This window comes from Pseudoalteromonas sp. S4492, from assembly GCF_005886115.1.
In the GTDB taxonomy this organism is placed as follows: domain Bacteria; phylum Pseudomonadota; class Gammaproteobacteria; order Enterobacterales; family Alteromonadaceae; genus Pseudoalteromonas; species Pseudoalteromonas gelatinilytica.
In genome coordinates this window covers 51,002-67,813 of sequence record NZ_PNCP01000017.1, presented here as the reverse complement: position 1 = coordinate 67,813, position 16,812 = coordinate 51,002, and the positions used below count along the sequence as shown (strand labels likewise).

At 42.8% G+C, this 16,812-nt stretch carries 17 protein-coding genes; 9 read left to right on the top strand and 8 right to left on the bottom strand.

Annotated elements, in window-relative coordinates:
* Window positions 1-234 precede the first annotated feature (234 nt).
* The 3 genes from CWC28_RS05190 (at window position 235) to CWC28_RS05180 (ending at window position 1,490) form a co-directional block, all read left to right on the top strand.
* Window positions 235-810 (top strand): BON domain-containing protein, encoded by a 576-nt coding sequence (locus CWC28_RS05190; RefSeq protein ID WP_063699973.1) that lies wholly within the window; start codon window positions 235-237, stop codon window positions 808-810.
* Window positions 811-867: 57 nt separating this feature from the next.
* Window positions 868-1,026 carry a YqaE/Pmp3 family membrane protein gene (locus CWC28_RS05185; protein WP_064971745.1) on the top strand — a complete coding sequence of 53 codons (159 nt, stop codon included), beginning with the start codon at window positions 868-870 and terminating at the stop codon, window positions 1,024-1,026.
* A gap of 254 nt (window positions 1,027-1,280) precedes the next feature.
* Window positions 1,281-1,490, top strand: a complete 210-nt coding sequence (locus tag CWC28_RS05180) for a hypothetical protein (RefSeq protein WP_138624838.1) — start codon at window positions 1,281-1,283, stop codon at window positions 1,488-1,490.
* On the opposite strand, the gene CWC28_RS05175 is transcribed toward CWC28_RS05180, so the two are convergent.
* On the bottom strand, window positions 1,475-3,499 hold the full coding sequence (locus CWC28_RS05175) for a methyl-accepting chemotaxis protein (RefSeq protein WP_063699968.1): 2,025 nt from the start codon (window positions 3,497-3,499) through the stop codon (window positions 1,475-1,477). The genes CWC28_RS05180 and CWC28_RS05175 overlap by 16 nt on opposite strands.
* Window positions 3,500-3,622: 123 nt before the next feature.
* On the opposite strand from CWC28_RS05175, the gene CWC28_RS05170 reads away from it, so the two are divergent.
* Window positions 3,623-4,393: a Rossmann-fold NAD(P)-binding domain-containing protein gene (locus CWC28_RS05170; protein ID WP_138624837.1), complete on the top strand. Its 771-nt coding sequence runs from the start codon at window positions 3,623-3,625 to the stop codon at window positions 4,391-4,393.
* On the opposite strand, the gene hutC is transcribed toward CWC28_RS05170, so the two are convergent.
* On the bottom strand, window positions 4,394-5,101 hold the full coding sequence (gene hutC / locus CWC28_RS05165; protein WP_063699958.1) for a histidine utilization transcriptional repressor HutC: 708 nt from the start codon (window positions 5,099-5,101) through the stop codon (window positions 4,394-4,396).
* Between the two features lie 142 nt (window positions 5,102-5,243).
* Here hutC and hutI point away from each other — a divergent pair, with 142 nt between their 5' ends.
* Window positions 5,244-6,485: an imidazolonepropionase gene (hutI, locus tag CWC28_RS05160; protein WP_138624836.1), complete on the top strand. Its 1,242-nt coding sequence runs from the start codon at window positions 5,244-5,246 to the stop codon at window positions 6,483-6,485.
* A gap of 121 nt (window positions 6,486-6,606) precedes the next feature.
* Entirely contained in the window at window positions 6,607-8,289 is a 1,683-nt protein-coding gene (locus tag CWC28_RS05155) for a GGDEF domain-containing phosphodiesterase (RefSeq protein ID WP_171038290.1), read from the top strand.
* A 165-nt stretch (window positions 8,290-8,454) separates the two neighbouring features.
* Here the strand turns inward: CWC28_RS05155 and CWC28_RS05150 are convergent, their stop codons facing one another.
* Entirely contained in the window at window positions 8,455-9,504 is a 1,050-nt protein-coding gene (locus tag CWC28_RS05150; RefSeq protein ID WP_105174973.1) for a formimidoylglutamase, read from the bottom strand.
* Window positions 9,505-9,509: 5 nt separating this feature from the next.
* Window positions 9,510-10,007 (bottom strand): ribonuclease E activity regulator RraA, encoded by a 498-nt coding sequence (gene rraA, locus CWC28_RS05145; protein ID WP_054552822.1) that lies wholly within the window; start codon window positions 10,005-10,007, stop codon window positions 9,510-9,512.
* A 212-nt stretch (window positions 10,008-10,219) separates the two neighbouring features.
* On the opposite strand from rraA, the gene CWC28_RS05140 reads away from it, so the two are divergent.
* The 3 genes from CWC28_RS05140 to CWC28_RS05130 all read left to right on the top strand — a co-directional run bounded on the left by CWC28_RS05140 (window position 10,220) and on the right by CWC28_RS05130 (window position 13,788).
* Window positions 10,220-10,756: a phosphatase PAP2 family protein gene (locus CWC28_RS05140; protein WP_105174972.1), complete on the top strand. Its 537-nt coding sequence runs from the start codon at window positions 10,220-10,222 to the stop codon at window positions 10,754-10,756.
* The gene (locus CWC28_RS05135) at window positions 10,753-11,802 is read left to right on the top strand and encodes an MJ1255/VC2487 family glycosyltransferase (protein WP_138624835.1); all 1,050 of its coding nucleotides are present in this window, start codon (window positions 10,753-10,755) and stop codon (window positions 11,800-11,802) included. Before CWC28_RS05140 ends, CWC28_RS05135 begins: the two co-directional genes overlap by 4 nt.
* A gap of 105 nt (window positions 11,803-11,907) precedes the next feature.
* Window positions 11,908-13,788 carry a methyl-accepting chemotaxis protein gene (locus tag CWC28_RS05130; RefSeq protein ID WP_105174970.1) on the top strand — a complete coding sequence of 627 codons (1,881 nt, stop codon included), beginning with the start codon at window positions 11,908-11,910 and terminating at the stop codon, window positions 13,786-13,788.
* Window positions 13,789-13,881: 93 nt separating this feature from the next.
* Here CWC28_RS05130 and CWC28_RS05125 read toward each other — a convergent pair whose 3' ends face one another.
* From CWC28_RS05125 to CWC28_RS05110, 4 genes are all read right to left on the bottom strand, one after another.
* Window positions 13,882-14,256: a gamma-butyrobetaine hydroxylase family protein gene (locus CWC28_RS05125; RefSeq protein WP_105174969.1), complete on the bottom strand. Its 375-nt coding sequence runs from the start codon at window positions 14,254-14,256 to the stop codon at window positions 13,882-13,884.
* A gap of 76 nt (window positions 14,257-14,332) precedes the next feature.
* Window positions 14,333-15,661, bottom strand: coding sequence for an ATP-dependent protease ATPase subunit HslU (gene hslU / locus CWC28_RS05120; protein WP_063699943.1), 1,329 nt, complete (start codon window positions 15,659-15,661; stop codon window positions 14,333-14,335).
* Between the two features lie 11 nt (window positions 15,662-15,672).
* Window positions 15,673-16,191, bottom strand: a complete 519-nt coding sequence (hslV, locus tag CWC28_RS05115) for an ATP-dependent protease subunit HslV (RefSeq protein WP_008115012.1) — start codon at window positions 16,189-16,191, stop codon at window positions 15,673-15,675.
* 80 nt (window positions 16,192-16,271) lie between these two features.
* Window positions 16,272-16,799 carry an SPOR domain-containing protein gene (locus CWC28_RS05110; RefSeq protein ID WP_063699941.1) on the bottom strand — a complete coding sequence of 176 codons (528 nt, stop codon included), beginning with the start codon at window positions 16,797-16,799 and terminating at the stop codon, window positions 16,272-16,274.
* Window positions 16,800-16,812: the final 13 nt, after the last annotated feature.

The window sequence follows — 16,812 nt, the reverse complement described above, 5'->3', positions numbered from 1 at the left end:
GTGTTTTTAGCTGAATTAGCAACTTCGTTAAATTAACCACAGATTAATAAAATCAGCAACTAAATGGTTATTTTTGCAACATTGTGAACATCTTACCGAGCAGCTTGTAAATCTTTACCGAAATGAATATAAATCACCGCTGAATAAGTCTTTAACCAACTGAAAAATATGAAATAAATAGTTGGCATCATAGTCGCATTAGTAAAACTGTCTTTAATCAAAAGGAGAAAGATTATGAACACTTTTAACAAATCTATGATTGCCGCTTTAGTAATTGGTGCAACTAGCATGTCAGCTCAGGCAAGCAGCTGGGAAAATGAAAGTAAAGATGCTTGGATTGATGGTAAGGCAGAAACTGTGCTTCTTATGAACACAAACCTTAACAACTTTGATATCAACACTGATGTAACGAATGGCAAGGTTGTATTAACAGGTAAAGTTGATAGCGAATTAGATAAAGAGCTTGCTGAAGAGCTGGTTCTTAGCCTAGATGGCGTTAGCTCTGTAGATAACAAACTAACGGTTGTTAAAAACATGAAGGCTAAGAAGATGAAAGCAGATAAAGCAGATAAAGCTGATTCAGCCGAAAGCGATTTAACCGATGCAAAAATCAGTACTGTAATCACAACGCGTTATTTATTTAACTCAGAAGTGGGTGGTACCGATATCGATGTTGATACCGACAACGGTGTTGTAACACTGAAAGGTACTGTTGAGTCTGATGCAGAAAAGCAATTAGCAATCAGCATTGCTGAAAACGCTGAAGATGTTCGCAAAGTAATCGATGAATTAACGATTGTTGCTGAATAATAGCAAGCCCTATATAGCCCAGCTTTGGCTGGGCTTATCTTTTTCAAGGAGTGAGTCATGGATTTAATACGTATTATTTTATCGGTTTTAATTCCACCTCTCGGCGTATTTTTACAGGTAGGTTTAGGTGCGCAGTTCTGGATTAATATTCTTTTAACCTTATTAGGGTACATTCCTGGTTTGATTCATGCTGTGTATATCATCGCTAAGCGATAATCACCGCATTAATTAGCAAGGATGGGTAATGGAGCACAGCAAGGAAGGGCTGTAGGAGTAACGGACGATAAACCGCAAGGAGTTTACAGTATGGACAATGTAGCTAAGCACAAAGGACAACAAGGAAGTAACAAGGCGTTATGGAGTAGCGCACAATGGCAACGCTTTATGGATAAAGTGAACGGAAATGACAGCAAGGAATAAGCTTAGGCTGGGAGCCAAACAGGATGAAGCTAGCGTAAGGAGGGGACTATATGGAACAAGTACAAACGCAACCAACACAAGGATTGACCGACAAAGGAGTTGTTTTATGGAACAAGCAACAGTGGCACGAATTTATGGAACACGCGAAAGCGGTTGCGCCACGATTAACAGGGAAGGCTGACGATAAAAACCCGATGTCATCTTCAGGTGACATCGGGTTTTTAACTACTTCAGCAATTTATCTTTATAACTTAAATTGATTAACAGTCTTATTTAAAGACGCAGCTAATTCATTCAAATCACGTGCTTCATCCGCCAATTCATGGGCATGATCCGCAGTGCTATTCACTAAGTGATTAATCGCTGCCAAGCTATTGTTGATATCTTCTGCAACCACAGTCTGCTGTTCTGTCGAAGTCGCAATTTGATGACTTTGATCTTGTACATTTGTCACTGATTGCGCGATATCTTGCAGTGCTTGCAATACAATTTGTGTTTGCTCAACTGAGCCTTCAGCACGTTCTTGACCTTGTTGCATCATGGTCGATGCTTGTTGGGCAATTTGTTGTAAACGGCTGATCATGTTGCGAATATCATCCGTTGACTCTTGCGTTCTGCTTGCCAGTGAACGAACTTCGTCGGCAACAACTGCGAAGCCTCGGCCTTGCTCACCTGCACGGGCTGCTTCTATTGCCGCATTCAGTGCCAGTAAGTTAGTTTGCTCAGCAATTGAGTTGATAACATCCACTACCGCACCGATATTGCCACTTTCTTGCTCAAGACCCGCAACGACTTTAGATGCTTCACCGATGTGACTCGCCAGAGCGGTCATTACTGACTGAGCCTGAGTTGAGCGTTTAGTGCCATCTGCAGTAATAGTTTGTACTTCTTCAGCGGCATTATTAGTGTGCTGCGCATTACGCGAGATTTCCATCACTGTAGAAGCCATTTCGGTTACAGCCGCACTCACACTGTCAACTTGTTGCTTTTCTTGCTGAATTTCATCGTTCGTTTTTTGCGAAACAATTTTCAACTGACTCGCAGCTTGGCTTAGTTGCTCAGCCTGCGCGGCAGTATTAAGCATCATCGCGCGCAATTTATCGATGAAGGTGTTCATGTGATGAGCAAGTTGACCCACTTCGTCATGACTCTTAATTTCGATTTTTTGTGTTAAATCGCCATCACCTGATGCGATATCACGCATGATGTAAGTCAGTTTAGTCAGTGGCTTGGTGATCATTTGCGTGGCCCAGAAGATCATCGCAATGATAATCGCGATAATGATGATCACTGATGTTGTGGTTGTCATCACCGCATCGTTTACTGGCTCATCAATCATACTGGTTGGTATTAAAATACCCACGTACCAATCAAGGTAAGGGGTTTCTAATTCAAGGCGGTTGTATACAACGTAATATTGCTCACCTTTAAATGTGACAAAGCTACTACCATCTTTTTGGCTTTTCATCGCGCGGTTTAATTCGCTAAAGCCTGAAGTGTCGCTAAATTGTTTTTCGAGGGCATCTAAACCTTCTTTGCCATTCGGACCTTCGTCAGTCACAGACAGCTTGTGGCCAGTGCGTTTAGAAAAGTGCACAACCTTTTGGTTGCCATCAAGTAAGAAACCAAAGCCTTGGCCATTAAAGCGAATAGCTTCAACCATGTCGTTGATATTATTAAGCTGTAAATCAACACCACCAAAGCCAACAAGCTTGTTTTGTTTATAAACAGGCTGTTGTACAACTGCAGAGGCATTACCTGTGGTTAAATCCACAGAAATTGGGCCTACATAGAGTTTGTTGATCTTTAGAGCGTCTTGCCACCAACCACGTTTATAAGCGTAATAAGGCTGGCCGTTGTAATGACTGGTACGCTCGTTTTCTTTGAAATACTCACCTGTTGTTGCAGATGCAAAGAAGGCAGATAAGATGTTGTCATCGTTGCCACTGATACGTACAAAATCTTGATTAACGCTGTCGTATCCAGGCTGGTTATCAAGGCTTTGGTCACGTTTAGTCCAGTTGTCGAACCAATTCACTAAATGCGGATTTGTCACGAAGGTTTGTACTACTTTACCGTATTTGGCAAAGTAACCTTGCATTGAAAGTCGCTCACTCTGTAAATAGCTGTCGGCTTCGCGTTGAATAGCTTGGCGCGATAGATCAGCAATATGGCTAACAAAAAAACTAGACGCGATGATCAGTAGTACACTTATCGTCCCGCCGATGAGTAGTAATATTTTTTTACGTAAAGAGAGGTTATTTAACATAGGTGCACGTGTTTTTATTATCGGGTAGAGTTACCTATCTAATCATATTTGCACCCAAATCGCTACACTGCAAAGCGATGGTTATTAATAAAATATTACATAATACATAAGGTAAGTTACTAAATGACTGTTAGTGATAACAAAATGGTAGTGTTAGGCGCAGGTTGGCTCGGCCAAGCTCTTTGTCTTAAGGCAAAAGAATTAGCATGGCAAGTGCAAGGCACACACCGTAGTCGCGAGCACGAACATGATTTTCAGCGTCAGTTTGCGTTTGTTGGCGATGAGCTTGTGCATGATGTATCGCTTGAAGAGGCATGGTGGGTGTGTGCAATTCCACCGCGTAGTCGCAGCTCAGAAAGTAATTATTTAGCCACTTTGCAAGCAGGGCTTGAGCTTGCCAAGCAGCTAAATTGTAAAGGCTTTATTTTATGTTCTTCGACAGGTGTTTACCCTGCTGATAATGGTCATTACGATGAGAGTACAATAATTAATTGCCAATCAGCACGCCAACAACAGCTATTTGATGCTGAGCAGTTAGTGCTAAGTGCCGGTGGTAAAGTATTGCGTTTGGCAGGTTTAGTCGGGCCTGGGCGCGATCCAGGAAAGTTTGTTGCTGGTAAAGAGCTGTCTAGTTCAAGTCAGCAAGTGGTGAACATGGTACAGCAGCAAGACGTGATAGCGGCGATTTTTTCTGTACTCGAAAATTGGTCTAGCGCGAGCAGCATTTATAATGTAGTAAATCCGGCACATCCAATAAAAGCGGATTACTATCAGCAAAAATGCACTGAGCAGGGTAATCAACCACCCACTTTTACTAACGATGATAAAGGCGAACGTATCATTGATGGCTCGGCGATTGAGTCACTGAGTTTTCGTTATCAAGCGCCTATTTAACTACTTTTTAAAAGTTAGGTGGCCACCCAGTCGGTATTTACTACCCGGCGAGACTAAGCGCGCAAAGCTTACTATACCTTGCGATGACCACGTTCGGCGGATCACTTGTAAGCATGGTTCTTCGTTGTAAAGGTTGAGCCATTCACACATTTCTTGGTTGGGCATGATCGCTTCGACCGTGTGACGAGCCTCGGTGAGCGGGGCATTTAGCGATAAGTATTCATGGGGTGTTAGGCTGTGAAAATCTTGTTGTAAGTAATCTTTAGCAAGAGCGGGGTTCACAAAACGCTCCTCAACTTGCAAAGGTTGCTCGTTTTCATTGTGCACAATCACACTTCGATAAACGTGGCTGTCGACTTCGACACCCAAAGCAATTGCGATGGGGGCGATTGCGCGAATAGATTCCATTACTAAAATTGTACAACTGTAATCACTGTTTCGTGCCTTAACTTCATCGGCAATGTTTTTGATTTCTAATAACGATGATTGTGATTTGAAGCTGGCAACAAAAGTACCTTGGCCTTGGCTGCGAGTTAAAATACCGGCATCGGTTAATTCACATAGCGCGCGCCGTGCTGTCATACGGCTAACTTGAAATTGACTGGTGAGTTCGTTTTCAGAAGGGACGCGGTCGTTTTCTTGCCATTCTCCCGATTGAATATTTTCCAGAATGAATTCTTTTATTTGCGCAAACTTAGGGACGCTCATTATGAAAAGTTTATTTATAAGTTAACAGTGTGTTACAAGGTGACATAATTTCCTTGTATATACAAGACGAGTTGATAAACTTTAAGCAAATTAAAATCTAGGCTCTCGTTGAGTCTTTTGCAAGCATCAAAATAGGTGAAAAATGCACACAACCAACAATGACCAAGCGCTCTGGGATTTAGTGATCACAGATGCCAATATCGCCACAATGGATCCTGCTGTTGATGCACCATACGGCGCCATTGAAAATGCAGCAATTGCCGTTAAAGATGGCAAAATTGCCTGGTTAGGTGCACAAACCGATTTACCAAAGTTTGATGCGCTAGCAACGCCTACCGTGTCTGCAAAAGGGCAGTGGTTAACACCTGGGTTGATTGATTGCCACACGCACTTAGTATTTGCCGGTAGCCGCGCAGAAGAATTTGAGCAGCGTTTACAAGGTGTGAGCTATGAGCAAATCGCTGCTAATGGTGGCGGCATAGCAAGCACCGTGCGTGCAACCCGCGAAGCTGATCACGAAAGCTTATTTGTCAGTGCAAAAGAGCGTTTAAATGCGTTATACGCAGAAGGCGTGACGACGGTAGAGATTAAATCTGGCTATGGTCTTGATTGCGAAAACGAAATTAAGCTACTCGAAGTGGCTCGTTTACTCGGTGAAAATCACCCGGTTGATGTTAAAACCACGTTTTTAGGTGCCCATGCATTACCACCAGAATATAAAGGCCGTAGCGATGAATACATAGAGCTTGTTTGCGGTGAAATGCTTGACCGTGTTGTTGAAGCTGATTTAGCTGATGCAGTTGATGCTTTTTGTGAAAACGTTGGCTTTAGCAATGAGCAAACTCGCCGAGTGTTTGAAGCGGCTAAAAAGCACAACTTACCGGTTAAGTTGCACGCTGAGCAGCTATCTAATCAACATGGTGCAGAGCTTGTTGCAGAGTTTAATGGCTTATCGGCAGATCATATTGAACACTTAGATGAAGCTGGCATTCAAGCAATGGCCAAAGCGGGCACTGTAGCGGTATTGTTACCGGGTGCATTTTACTTTTTACGCGAAACAAAATATCCGCCAATCGAGCTACTCCAGCAATACCAAGTTCCGATCGCCATTTCAACTGACTTTAACCCTGGCACTTCACCATTATGTTCATTGCACTTAATGATGAATATGGCGTGCACTATTTTCCGTATGACACCAGAGCAGGCATTAGCTGGTGTAACACGAAACGCCGCGGGTGCCTTGGGTCTTGACGATCGTGGCGTGTTAAAGGTAGGGGCTCGAGCTGATATTGCTCATTGGCAAATATCCCACCCAGCACAATTAAGTTACCAATTCGGCGTAAATAAACTGTTAAATCTGTGGATTTTGGGTAGACTTAGTTAGATAAGTTTTATTACGCAGTTTGGATTACATGTCATTGATTTTTAGTTTAGCGAGTAGCAGCACCCAACTCGTAAATTTAACAAGTGATGTTGTGCCAGTGTTTTTAGCTGGTAGCGTTTTTATGGCAATGATCTGTGCCTTATGCGTAACCCGTAACCCAATTTTAAGGCTAAGCCTAGTCGTTAATGGCGTATTAGGTTTAGCAATTTTAAGCTTAGGCTTACCTTGGCTAGTTATTTTACTCGCTTTAAGTTTATGCTTTCATTTATGGCAAGCATTTCGCACCACAAATTGGCTTGCCATAATATTGAGTGTCGCCGCCGCTATTTCGTTTGCGGTTTTATACTCTGCCCATTTATTACTCGACAATGCTTTATATTGGCTTGTTTTTTCGGTAGTTATTTTATCTGTTTCAGGCTTTTTTAATTATGAAGAGCCAGAGGATGAAGAGCAGGTTGAAATTGAGCCGCTCCATAATGATGACTTAGATGCCACCCCTCTCACTGGCTTACCGGATCGTAATGCGCTAAAAAATACGTTTGTTGCTTGGAGCGAAGAACACTCAGCAAACTGTGCGTTAGTGATGATCCGCCTTGAAGGTTTTAACGATGTTAACCAGCATATTGGTCGTGATTTTGGGGATTTATTATTAGCGCAATCGGCGACTCGTATTAAACAGCAACTCAGTGTTGATGCTGTGCTTAGCATGCCTAGTTCTGCTGGAAAGGCTGAAAAGCTGGCACATTTAGGGGGCTTAAACTTTGCTTTTATTTGCTCGCTTGAAGAGCAAAAGCATCTTCATGAGCAGCTGATAAGCCAAATTAGGCAAGTAACATTAAAGCCATTCAACGTTGCTAATTGTACGATTGAAGTTAAAGTACGCGCCAGTTATGTGAACTGTGACGAACCAGAGTATAGCTTCGAGAACCTGATTTCATTTGCCAACCTTGCCCTTGATTCAAACCCTGAGCGAGCTATCGTGCCTTATCATCCGCAAATGATGATTGAGCAACTAGAACAGCAAGCACGCCTACGCGAATTAGCTCATCTCGATTTTGCCAGCGAGCTTGAGCTTTATTTTCAGCCGGTTATTCGTAATAGCGACGAGCAAATTGAATTTTTAGAATTGCTGTTACGTTGGCAGCATCCTAAACAAGGCATTCTTTCGGCGAACAAATTTATTGATGATATTCGTGTTGCTGGCCTAAGTTACCCTGTAGCTGCGTATGTTATTGAACGGGCTGCTGAGCTTGCCATGGCACTGCGTATGGAAGGTATTGAATTGCCTCTAAGTATTAACGTGTTTGGCCCAGAAATGCTGCACGAAGAGTTCATTGAATTTGTCGATCGCATTATGACTGAGCACCGTTTAGAGCCGGGTGATTTAATCATTGAATGTCCGCTCGATTTATTCATGAGCTTAGATGACCAAGGTAAAGCCATGGTCGCAAGGCTAAATAGCATTGGTATTAAGCTGTGTATTGATGGCTTTGGTGACACGCCTATTTGGCTTGCTAAGCTGCCTAATCTTAATGTTGAGTATATCAAAGTGGCTGCTTCACTAACTGCTGATTTTGCCCATCAAAGCCAAGTGCGAAGCCTAGTTTCTGGCATGGTGGATATGCATAATCAAAATAATGCCAAGGTGATTTGTGAAGGGGTAGAAACCCTAGAGCAACTTAAATTTGTTAAGTCGTTGAACACCTACGCCGCTCAGGGTTATTACTTTAATTACCCGCTTAGCAGCGTAGGCATGATGTCGTGGTTAAAACAGTGGCGGTTAGAGCATCAGGGGGAAAGTTAGCGCTGTCAGATTGACAGTTAGCGAGTTGCTAGGGGAAAGAGTAAAGTTAGCGAACGGCTTGACTAAGATGGTGGGCTGTTTAGAGTTTACTCTTTCTAACTTTACTCTTTCTAACTTTACTCTTTCTAACTTTCTAACTTTCTAACTTTCTAACTTTCTAACTTTCTAACTTTCCTCTCTCGCCTGCAAATACGCATTCACTAGGGCGGTGATTATTTGGCCTGCGTCGTTCATGCCTGCTTCTATGCCTACCGGGTGTTGTGACGGGGCGCCTTCGCATAAATGTAGATAGCGAGCCGTTGTTTGGCTGGCAGCTAAATGCACAAAGTGTTCTGCATCACTCACACTAAAGCCACAGTTGGTGTAAGCACTAACCGGCATTAATGAAATGCTGTCTAGGTCTACTTCGACTCCGAGCGGCGCATTATCGAACTGAGCTAATGCGTGTTTACATGCTGAAGATAAATCGACTTTGCGACGTACTTGAATATCTTGGTAACTATCAAACCTGAAGTTTGCGTTTGTCAGGGCATCCATAATCGCTTGGTTATTTTTAAATTCGTGTAAACCCATTACATGGTAATCAGCAAGGTGATTCTCGCTGTACGCATATCTAAAGCCATTGCCACTATGACGCCCTTCACACTCTCTAAAATCAGCATGAGGGTCTAAGTTGATTGCGTTGACTGGTTTACCATGTTGCTTACTAAGGGCACGCAAAATACCTAAGCAGTTGTTATGGCCGCCACCGATTACAATTGGCTCTAGGCCAGCTGCAAAAATCATTGCAAGCACTTGCTCAACGCGGGTGTCTATATCAGCGCATAATTCACGGAGTTTGGCTAAATCAGCGTCGTTTTTATTATCAAGGTCAGCGGCTTGTTGGTTTAAGTCATCAAGGGCCACTTCGCCGAGTAATAACACACGCTCATGATTTAAAAACTGGTTATGCGTTTGGTTTAAAAAGCGCTTTAAAAATGCCTGCCACGCTTGCCCTGAGCCACCGTTACCTAAGTTAGCGCGAGGACCAATATCTTCACATACGCCGACTAAGACATAGCGAATACCGAATTGTTTTGCATCGATGAGTGCTTGTGGAGCGTTAACTTGAGTGTCGAGAAGGGCAAGGGCTTGCCAAGCTTTGAGTTCGTTAGCGCGGCGGACACATAAGTGCTTTACCGCCGCTTCATCATAAATTTTAAGGTAGTTTGTCACCGAGATTAGTCTTCTATTATTTCTAACTCTAATTCTTCAGCAGATAATATAATACCGGTGCTATCAGCGTAAACAAAGTCGTCATCAAAGAAAGAAACGCCTGCGAAGTTAACGCCAATGCCATCTTCACCTGCGCCTTCGCTATCGGCAGCAACAGGAATAGAGGCGATTGCTTGAATGCCTAAGTCTAGTTCTTCAAGCTCATCAACATGGCGAATGGCACCGTAAACGATAATGCCTTGCCAGTTGTTTTCTAATGCGATTTCAGCCAGCTCAATATCAATTAGGGCACGTCGGGTTGAACCACCACCGTCAATCAATAACACGCTATCGGTGCCATCGGTTGATAAAATTTCGCGGATCAGCTCGTTATTTTCAAAACATTTAACGGTTTTTACTCGACCACTAAAGCTTGGGCGTCCACCAAAATTGATAAACATAGGTTCGAGCACATCAACCACATCTGCAAAGTGGTCGCATAAATCAGAAGTGCTGTAATCCATTTTTTCATCCTCTAAAGAGACTGTCTGTTTAGTACTCAGTATACCCTGATACAACTCAATAACAACGACTTAATAGCGGATTATTGGTTTAAATCAAAGGAATTTCGTTACCGCAACATTAGTGTCTCAAAAGCGTCACCTAATTGTTATTTTTAGCACCTAAGCTGAGATAAGTATAAAAATTAGACGCAAAGTATGACAAGGAGCTCACCATGGCAAACAACATACTTACTAAATTGGCCAAAGTCGATGAACAGCTGTTTTTAAGCGTGTTTAACGATGCTTCGCCAATTTGGCTCAGAAGATCAGCGCTTGGGTTATCTAAAAGCGGTGATGGTGGACTTTACGTGGTGTTGTTTCTTGGTTTTTGGTGGTTTACCGAGCAGCTGCATTTCCAACAACTGGCGATGAGTATTTTGGTGGGATTTGCCATTGAGCGGCCTATTTACTTTCTCGCTAAAAAGCGCATCGCGCGGGTTAGACCTTGCGACTGCTTAGTGCAAGGTGCTTATTTAGTGCCGAGCGATCAGTTTAGCTTACCGTCGGGGCATAGTGCAGGAGCGTTTGTGGTGGCGACTATTTTGACTATGTACTTTCCTGAATTTGCTGTGCTGTGGCTGATATGGGCATCTGGGGTGGCGGCTTCAAGGGTGGTTATTGGTGTGCATTACCCCGCTGATGTAGTGATTGGCGCGGTGATGGGATCAAGTTGTGCGGTATTAGCAGTGATGGTGGTGGAATCTATATGAGAATTTTGTACGGTATTCAAGGCACGGGTAATGGACATATAACTCGCGCACGCGTGATGGCAACGACTTTTAAAGCATTGGGAGTCGATGTTGACTATGTGTTTTCGGGTCGTAAAGAGCAAGACTACTTTGATATGGATGACTTTGCCGATTACCGGTCTTTTCGAGGCTTGTCGTTTACCAGCAAATCGGGGCAAGTTGATAGCTTTAAAACTTTAAAGAATGCGCGCCCACTTCAGCTAATTAAAGATATAAAAAACCTTGATTTACGTCACTATGACTTGGTGTTTAATGACTTTGAGCCGATTACTGCGTGGGCAGCTAAACAGCAAGGTATCCCTGTTATTGGTATGAGCCATCAAGCAGCATTTTTATCTGATAAAGTGCCAATGTTTGGCCGAGCTTTCTTTCGCCGTGCGCTGATCCGTAATTATGCGCCAGCGAGTGTTTACTTGGGGGTGCATTGGCAGCCTTATGCAGAAAATATTATTCCGCCATTTATTGCAAACCATCATCATGATAACCCGGTAATGGTCGAAAATAAGGTATTGGTGTATCTACCTTTTGAGAATCTAGACAGTGTGGTTGAGTATTTAATAGATTTTCCTGAACGAGAGTTTTACTGTTATCACCCAGATGCGCAGGATTGCTCAATCGGAAATATTCACCTTCGAGCACCTTCACGCGTTGGCTTTTTAAATGATCTCGCTAATGCCGGTGGTGTAATTGGCAATGCTGGATTTGAACTTGCGAGTGAAGCATTGCAGCTTGGTAAAAAACTTTTACTAAAACCGCTTGGTAAGCAATTTGAGCAGGGAATTAATGCGCAGACGCTATTGTCGATGGGAGCAGCTCATGTCATGAGCTATTTAAACCCTAATGCGATGGATGATTGGTTGCAATCGCCACAGAACAAAAAACTGAATTTTCCGAGCGATCCAGCACCTTTGGTTGATTGGTTGCAAAAAAAGCAATGGGAAAAGCTGGATAAATTGCATAAACACCTATGGCAACAGGTTGATTTAGAACAAAAACTGATTGTTTAAAAGTACCTTATATTGGAAAATGCGCGGCAAGTTTAACCACTTTTTATTAGCTGCTTTAAATAGTTTAGCTATACTTTAAATGCATGTTTCTATAGGGCACTTTGAATGAATGTATTACAAAACTTAACTATAAAGCGACGTTTGCAGTTAAACGCGCTCGTTGTTGGTCTTGCAATGATTGTGATGCTATGTGTAATTATCCTTGAGTCGCGCATGATGCTAAAGCTCAATGAAACAATTCAAAATGCGGAGGAGCTCGACATTCATGAACTTGCGATGCGTAAACATGAAAAAAACTTTTTGTTTTACAAAGATGTCGACAGCCTAGAGCTTTTTGAGAAAGAGTATTCGCAGCTAAAAAATAAAATGGCGCGACTAGACGAGTTAGTGAAAGATTTGTCGATGGATTCATCGAAGCTAAATGAATTTAGACGCCTTGCGAAAACTTATTACGATGACTTCAATGAGGTTGTGGTACTACAAAAGAAAATTGGTTTACATCCAAAAGATGCCTTATACGGCGATTTACGTGGTGCGGTGCATCAAGTAGAAACATTATTAAGTGAGCGCGAAAACTATAAATTACTCACTTTAATGCTTCAGCTTCGCCGTGCAGAAAAAGACTTTATGCTGCGCTTTGACTTAAAGTATATGGGCAAGTTTGATGAGCTTGTCACAAACTTTCAATCAGAGATCAAAAGTGCTGGCTTCGATGCAAACTACGAAAACCAGTTACTTAGTTTGCTTGCGACTTATCAAAGCAAATTTAAAGCCTTAGTTGATGCGCAAGTGGCATTGGGCCTTAATTTAGAATCTGGTGCACTTGGTGAAATGAAACGTAGTGTCGAAATGAGTGATGCTATTGTTACAGAGCTTACAGATCAAACAAAAGCGTTTGTTGAATCAAGTGCATCGCGTGCACAAATGATTGCGCTAGCTGTGTTCATTATTGCAAGTATCATTGTAATGCTGTTGGTGTACTTTACCAGCCGTTCAATTATTCAGCCTATTGAGCGTGTGTACCACACGATTAACGAAATTCGTCGCAATAATGATTTAAGCATGTCGATTACTCAATCGGGTAAAGATGAAATTACCACCATGACGATCGACTTTAATAGCTTGATCAGTGATTTTAAAAAGCTGATTTATGAAGTAAATACGGCGCTAAGTACACTTAACGTGGCAACAGAGCATCTATCAGAAACGACGGCAGCAACTAGCTCTGGTATGCAAGAGCAGCTTCACGAAGCGGATATGGTTGCCACAGCAGCCACCGAAATGCAGGCAACGATTCAAGATATCTCGCACAATACTGAAGCTGCAGCGAAAAAAGCCGAGTCGACTAACTTAAGTGCGCAGCAAGGTCGCTCTGAGGTTGAATCAACGGTAGTACAAATTAATCACTTATCAGAGTCACTGGGTAATGCGTCAAGTGTGGTGTCGCAGTTAGAAAAAGACGCTGAAACCATTGGCTCTGTCCTTGATGTTATTCGTGGCATTGCTGAGCAAACAAACTTACTGGCACTCAATGCGGCTATTGAGGCAGCACGTGCTGGTGAGCAAGGCCGTGGCTTTGCGGTAGTAGCAGATGAAGTTCGCTCACTTGCGCAGCGTACCCAAGATTCAACGCAAGAGATTGAGAGCATTATTTCGACCTTACAAGGGCGTACGCAAGAAGTAGTAAGTATTATGCAGCAATGTCGCACGCAAGGTGGCGAAAGTGCGGCACAGGCAAGTAAAGCAGGTGAACTGCTTCGCTCAATCACCGAAGATGTACAAACCATTATGGATATGAGTACCCACATTGCCACAGCGATTGATGAGCAAAGCCAAGTGGCTTCTGAGGTGAATAAAAACGTGGTACGTATTCGTGATATTGCGCAAGAAGCATCGGGTCACGCGGCAACCAATGCACAAACCAGCGAAGAGGTGTCTGAGCAAGCACGTGTGCTTTATCAGGCAATCGATAAGTTTAAAGTTTAATAATTACTTGATACTTTGTATATAAATAGAGCGCGGTGACGGTTTCGTCATCGCGCTTTTTTGTTGCTTGGGTGTGTATAGCGCGGCTAGGTATTAAGGCACAAACTTAATAGGCACGCTGTCTTTGCTTGCTTCGTGTTCTGAGACCCTTGTTTGGTATTGCTGCCAAAGCTCATCATGGTTAGCTTGCAGCTCACTTAAATAGTGCCAGCTGAATAAGCCACTATTATGATTATCGCTAAACACTAATCGAATTGCATAATGACCAACCGGCTCAATCTTGCTAATTCCTACGTGTTGCTTACCAAGTACGAGTTTCATTGGTTCATTACCATGACCTTGCACTTCTGCAGACGGTGAGTGAACACGCAAAAATTCAGCACTAAATTGGGCAATAGCCTGATCATCAAAATGAACATCTAATACTTTACTAACGCTGTGATAATGCACTTTAGTGACTTCTTTCATGTGAGCCTCGAATCCACGATTTATAAACTAAAAAGCCTCCAACTGGAGGCTTTTTAGTATAACGCTAATTTGTTGATTAAAGAATGAAGCGACTTAGGTCTTCATCTTCAACAAGGGCACCTAAGTGCTGCTCAACGTAGTTGGCATCAATAGTCAGTGTTGTGCCTGCTTTTTCTGAGGCATCAAATGAAATTTCTTCCATTAGTTTTTCCATCACTGTATGTAAACGACGTGCACCGATGTTTTCGGTTTTTTCATTTACTTGCCAAGCCGCTTTTGCGATACGTTCAATTGCATCATCGGTGAACTCAACGTCAACTTGTTCTGTTTTTAACAGCTCACGTTGTTGCTCAGTTAATGAAGCATGAGGCTCTGTTAAGATACGCTTAAAGTCATCAGCAGTAAGTGCTTCAAGCTCAACGCGAATTGGTAAACGACCTTGCAGCTCAGGGATCATGTCTGATGGTTTTGCCATTTGGAATGCGCCAGATGCAATAAACAACATGTGATCTGTTTTAACCATACCGTGTTTAGTGCTCACTGTTGAGCCTTCGATTAATGGTAGTAAGTCGCGCTGAACACCTTCGCGGCTCACATCTGGACCAGACGCTTCACCACGTTTACAGATTTTATCGATCTCATCGATAAACACGATACCGTTTTGTTCTACAGCGAAGATAGCTTGCTCTTTTAACTCTTCAGGGTTAACAAGTTTTGCTGCTTCTTCTTCAACTAATAGTTTGAAGGCTTCTTTGATCTTCAGTTTTCGCTTGCTGCGCTTATCGCCACCCATGTTTTGGAACATGCTCTGTAGCTGGTTGGTCATTTCTTCCATTCCAGGCGGAGCCATGATCTCGACATTAGGTTGAGCTTGTGCAACATCGATATCGATTTCTTTATCGTCTAATTGGCCTTCACGTAATTTTTTACGGAATGTTTGACGAGTTGAAGAGTTCTCTTCTGTTTTTGACTCACCAAATGTATCGCGTGCTGGTGGTAAAAGGGCATCTAGAATACGCTCTTCTGCCGCTTCTTCAGCGCGGTGTTTAAATTTTTTGGTTTGCTGTTCGCGGGTCATTTTAATTGAGATATCAACTAAATCACGAATGATAGTCTCAACTTCTTTACCAACATAGCCCACTTCAGTGAACTTTGTTGCTTCAACTTTAATGAAAGGCGCATTAGCAAGTTTTGCAAGGCGACGAGCAATTTCTGTTTTACCCACACCAGTAGGACCAATCATTAAAATGTTTTTTGGTGTTACTTCGGCGCGTAGCTCGTCGCTTAGTTGCATACGGCGCCAGCGATTACGTAGCGCGATTGAAACTGCTTTTTTAGCTTTAGCTTGGCCAATAATGTGTTGATCTAGCTCGTGAACGATTTCTCTTGGTGTCATCTCAGACATGGCAGTTCCTATTACAATTCTTCAATAGTTTGGAAATTATTCGTGAATACGCAGATGTTGCCGGCAATAGTAAGGCTTTTCTCTACAATTTCACGTGCACTTAGGTCGGTGTTTTCTAGCAGCGCTGTAGCTGCTGATTGTGCGAAGTTACCACCACTGCCAATCGCAATAAGGTCGTTTTCTGGCTGCACAACATCACCGTTACCTGTGATGATCAATGAAGCGGTTTCGTCAGCTACCGCGAGTAGTGCTTCGAGCTTTCTAAGTGCACGATCACTACGCCAATCTTTAGCCATTTCAACGGCAGCCTTGGTTAAGTTGCCTTGGTGCATTTCTAATTTGCTTTCAAATCGTTCGAAAAGGGTGAAGGCATCAGCAGTACCGCCAGCAAAACCAGCGATTACTTTGCCATTATAAAGACGTCGAACTTTGCGGGCGTTGCCCTTCATTACGGTGTTACCAAGTGAAACTTGGCCGTCGCCACCAATAACGACCTTGTCGTCGCGGCGTACACTTACAATAGTGGTCATGATTATTCCTCATCATCGAGCGGCAAGGCCGCTCGTAAAAAGCGATTGATGAGGTGTTTATATGGGTGAATGAACTAAAATCAAGTCCAAAGCCAAATTCCGCAGCCCATTATTTTGATACGTTTAAGTTTATTCTTATCACTTTCGGCCATACGTTTGGTTTCGTATGGGCCTAAGCGCACTTTATACCACGTACCATTACTGCCTTCGGTGCGTTTAACTTCAGCAACTAATCCAGCAAAAGCGATTTTAGCTTTCAGCGCTTGTGCCTGATCCATAGTTCTAAAAGAGCCGCATTGCATTACATACGGGCCTTTTTGCTCAATTTCTTTTACTTCAACCTGAACTTCGTGGTCTTTAATTTCCTGAATAAATTCAGGAGGCTCAGGGAGTGGAATAACTTCTTCTTCTTTTTTAGTAGGGTTTGCTTGTTGCTCTACTAACTCAGGATCGGCATTGTGTTTGATAAACCACAAGCCATAACCAAACCCGCCTACTAAAATAAGCGCAATTAAAACAAGGAGAACAGGGAAGGGCTTTTTCGCCGGGGCTTGTTTTTTATTATTTCGATTTGCTGGTTTTTTATTTATGTAATCGTGTTGTGCCATGACTCTTAATTGG

Excerpts from the sequence above, each read along its gene's own strand:
- CWC28_RS05190 (WP_063699973.1), top strand. The coding sequence starts at position 235 with ATGAACACTTTTAACAAATCTATGATTGCCGCTTTAGTAATTGGTGCA.
- CWC28_RS05185 (WP_064971745.1), top strand. The coding sequence starts at position 868 with ATGGATTTAATACGTATTATTTTATCGGTTTTAATTCCACCTCTCGGC.
- CWC28_RS05180 (WP_138624838.1), top strand. The coding sequence starts at position 1,281 with ATGGAACAAGTACAAACGCAACCAACACAAGGATTGACCGACAAAGGA.
- CWC28_RS05175 (WP_063699968.1), bottom strand. The coding sequence starts at position 3,499 with ATGTTAAATAACCTCTCTTTACGTAAAAAAATATTACTACTCATCGGC.
- CWC28_RS05170 (WP_138624837.1), top strand. The coding sequence starts at position 3,623 with ATGACTGTTAGTGATAACAAAATGGTAGTGTTAGGCGCAGGTTGGCTC.
- hutC (WP_063699958.1), bottom strand. The coding sequence starts at position 5,101 with ATGAGCGTCCCTAAGTTTGCGCAAATAAAAGAATTCATTCTGGAAAAT.
- hutI (WP_138624836.1), top strand. The coding sequence starts at position 5,244 with ATGCACACAACCAACAATGACCAAGCGCTCTGGGATTTAGTGATCACA.
- CWC28_RS05155 (WP_171038290.1), top strand. The coding sequence starts at position 6,607 with ATGGCAATGATCTGTGCCTTATGCGTAACCCGTAACCCAATTTTAAGG.
- rraA (WP_054552822.1), bottom strand. The coding sequence starts at position 10,007 with ATGGATTACAGCACTTCTGATTTATGCGACCACTTTGCAGATGTGGTT.
- CWC28_RS05140 (WP_105174972.1), top strand. The coding sequence starts at position 10,220 with ATGGCAAACAACATACTTACTAAATTGGCCAAAGTCGATGAACAGCTG.
- CWC28_RS05135 (WP_138624835.1), top strand. The coding sequence starts at position 10,753 with ATGAGAATTTTGTACGGTATTCAAGGCACGGGTAATGGACATATAACT.
- CWC28_RS05130 (WP_105174970.1), top strand. The coding sequence starts at position 11,908 with ATGAATGTATTACAAAACTTAACTATAAAGCGACGTTTGCAGTTAAAC.
- CWC28_RS05125 (WP_105174969.1), bottom strand. The coding sequence starts at position 14,256 with ATGAAAGAAGTCACTAAAGTGCATTATCACAGCGTTAGTAAAGTATTA.
- hslU (WP_063699943.1), bottom strand. The coding sequence starts at position 15,661 with ATGTCTGAGATGACACCAAGAGAAATCGTTCACGAGCTAGATCAACAC.
- hslV (WP_008115012.1), bottom strand. The coding sequence starts at position 16,191 with ATGACCACTATTGTAAGTGTACGCCGCGACGACAAGGTCGTTATTGGT.
- CWC28_RS05110 (WP_063699941.1), bottom strand. The coding sequence starts at position 16,799 with ATGGCACAACACGATTACATAAATAAAAAACCAGCAAATCGAAATAAT.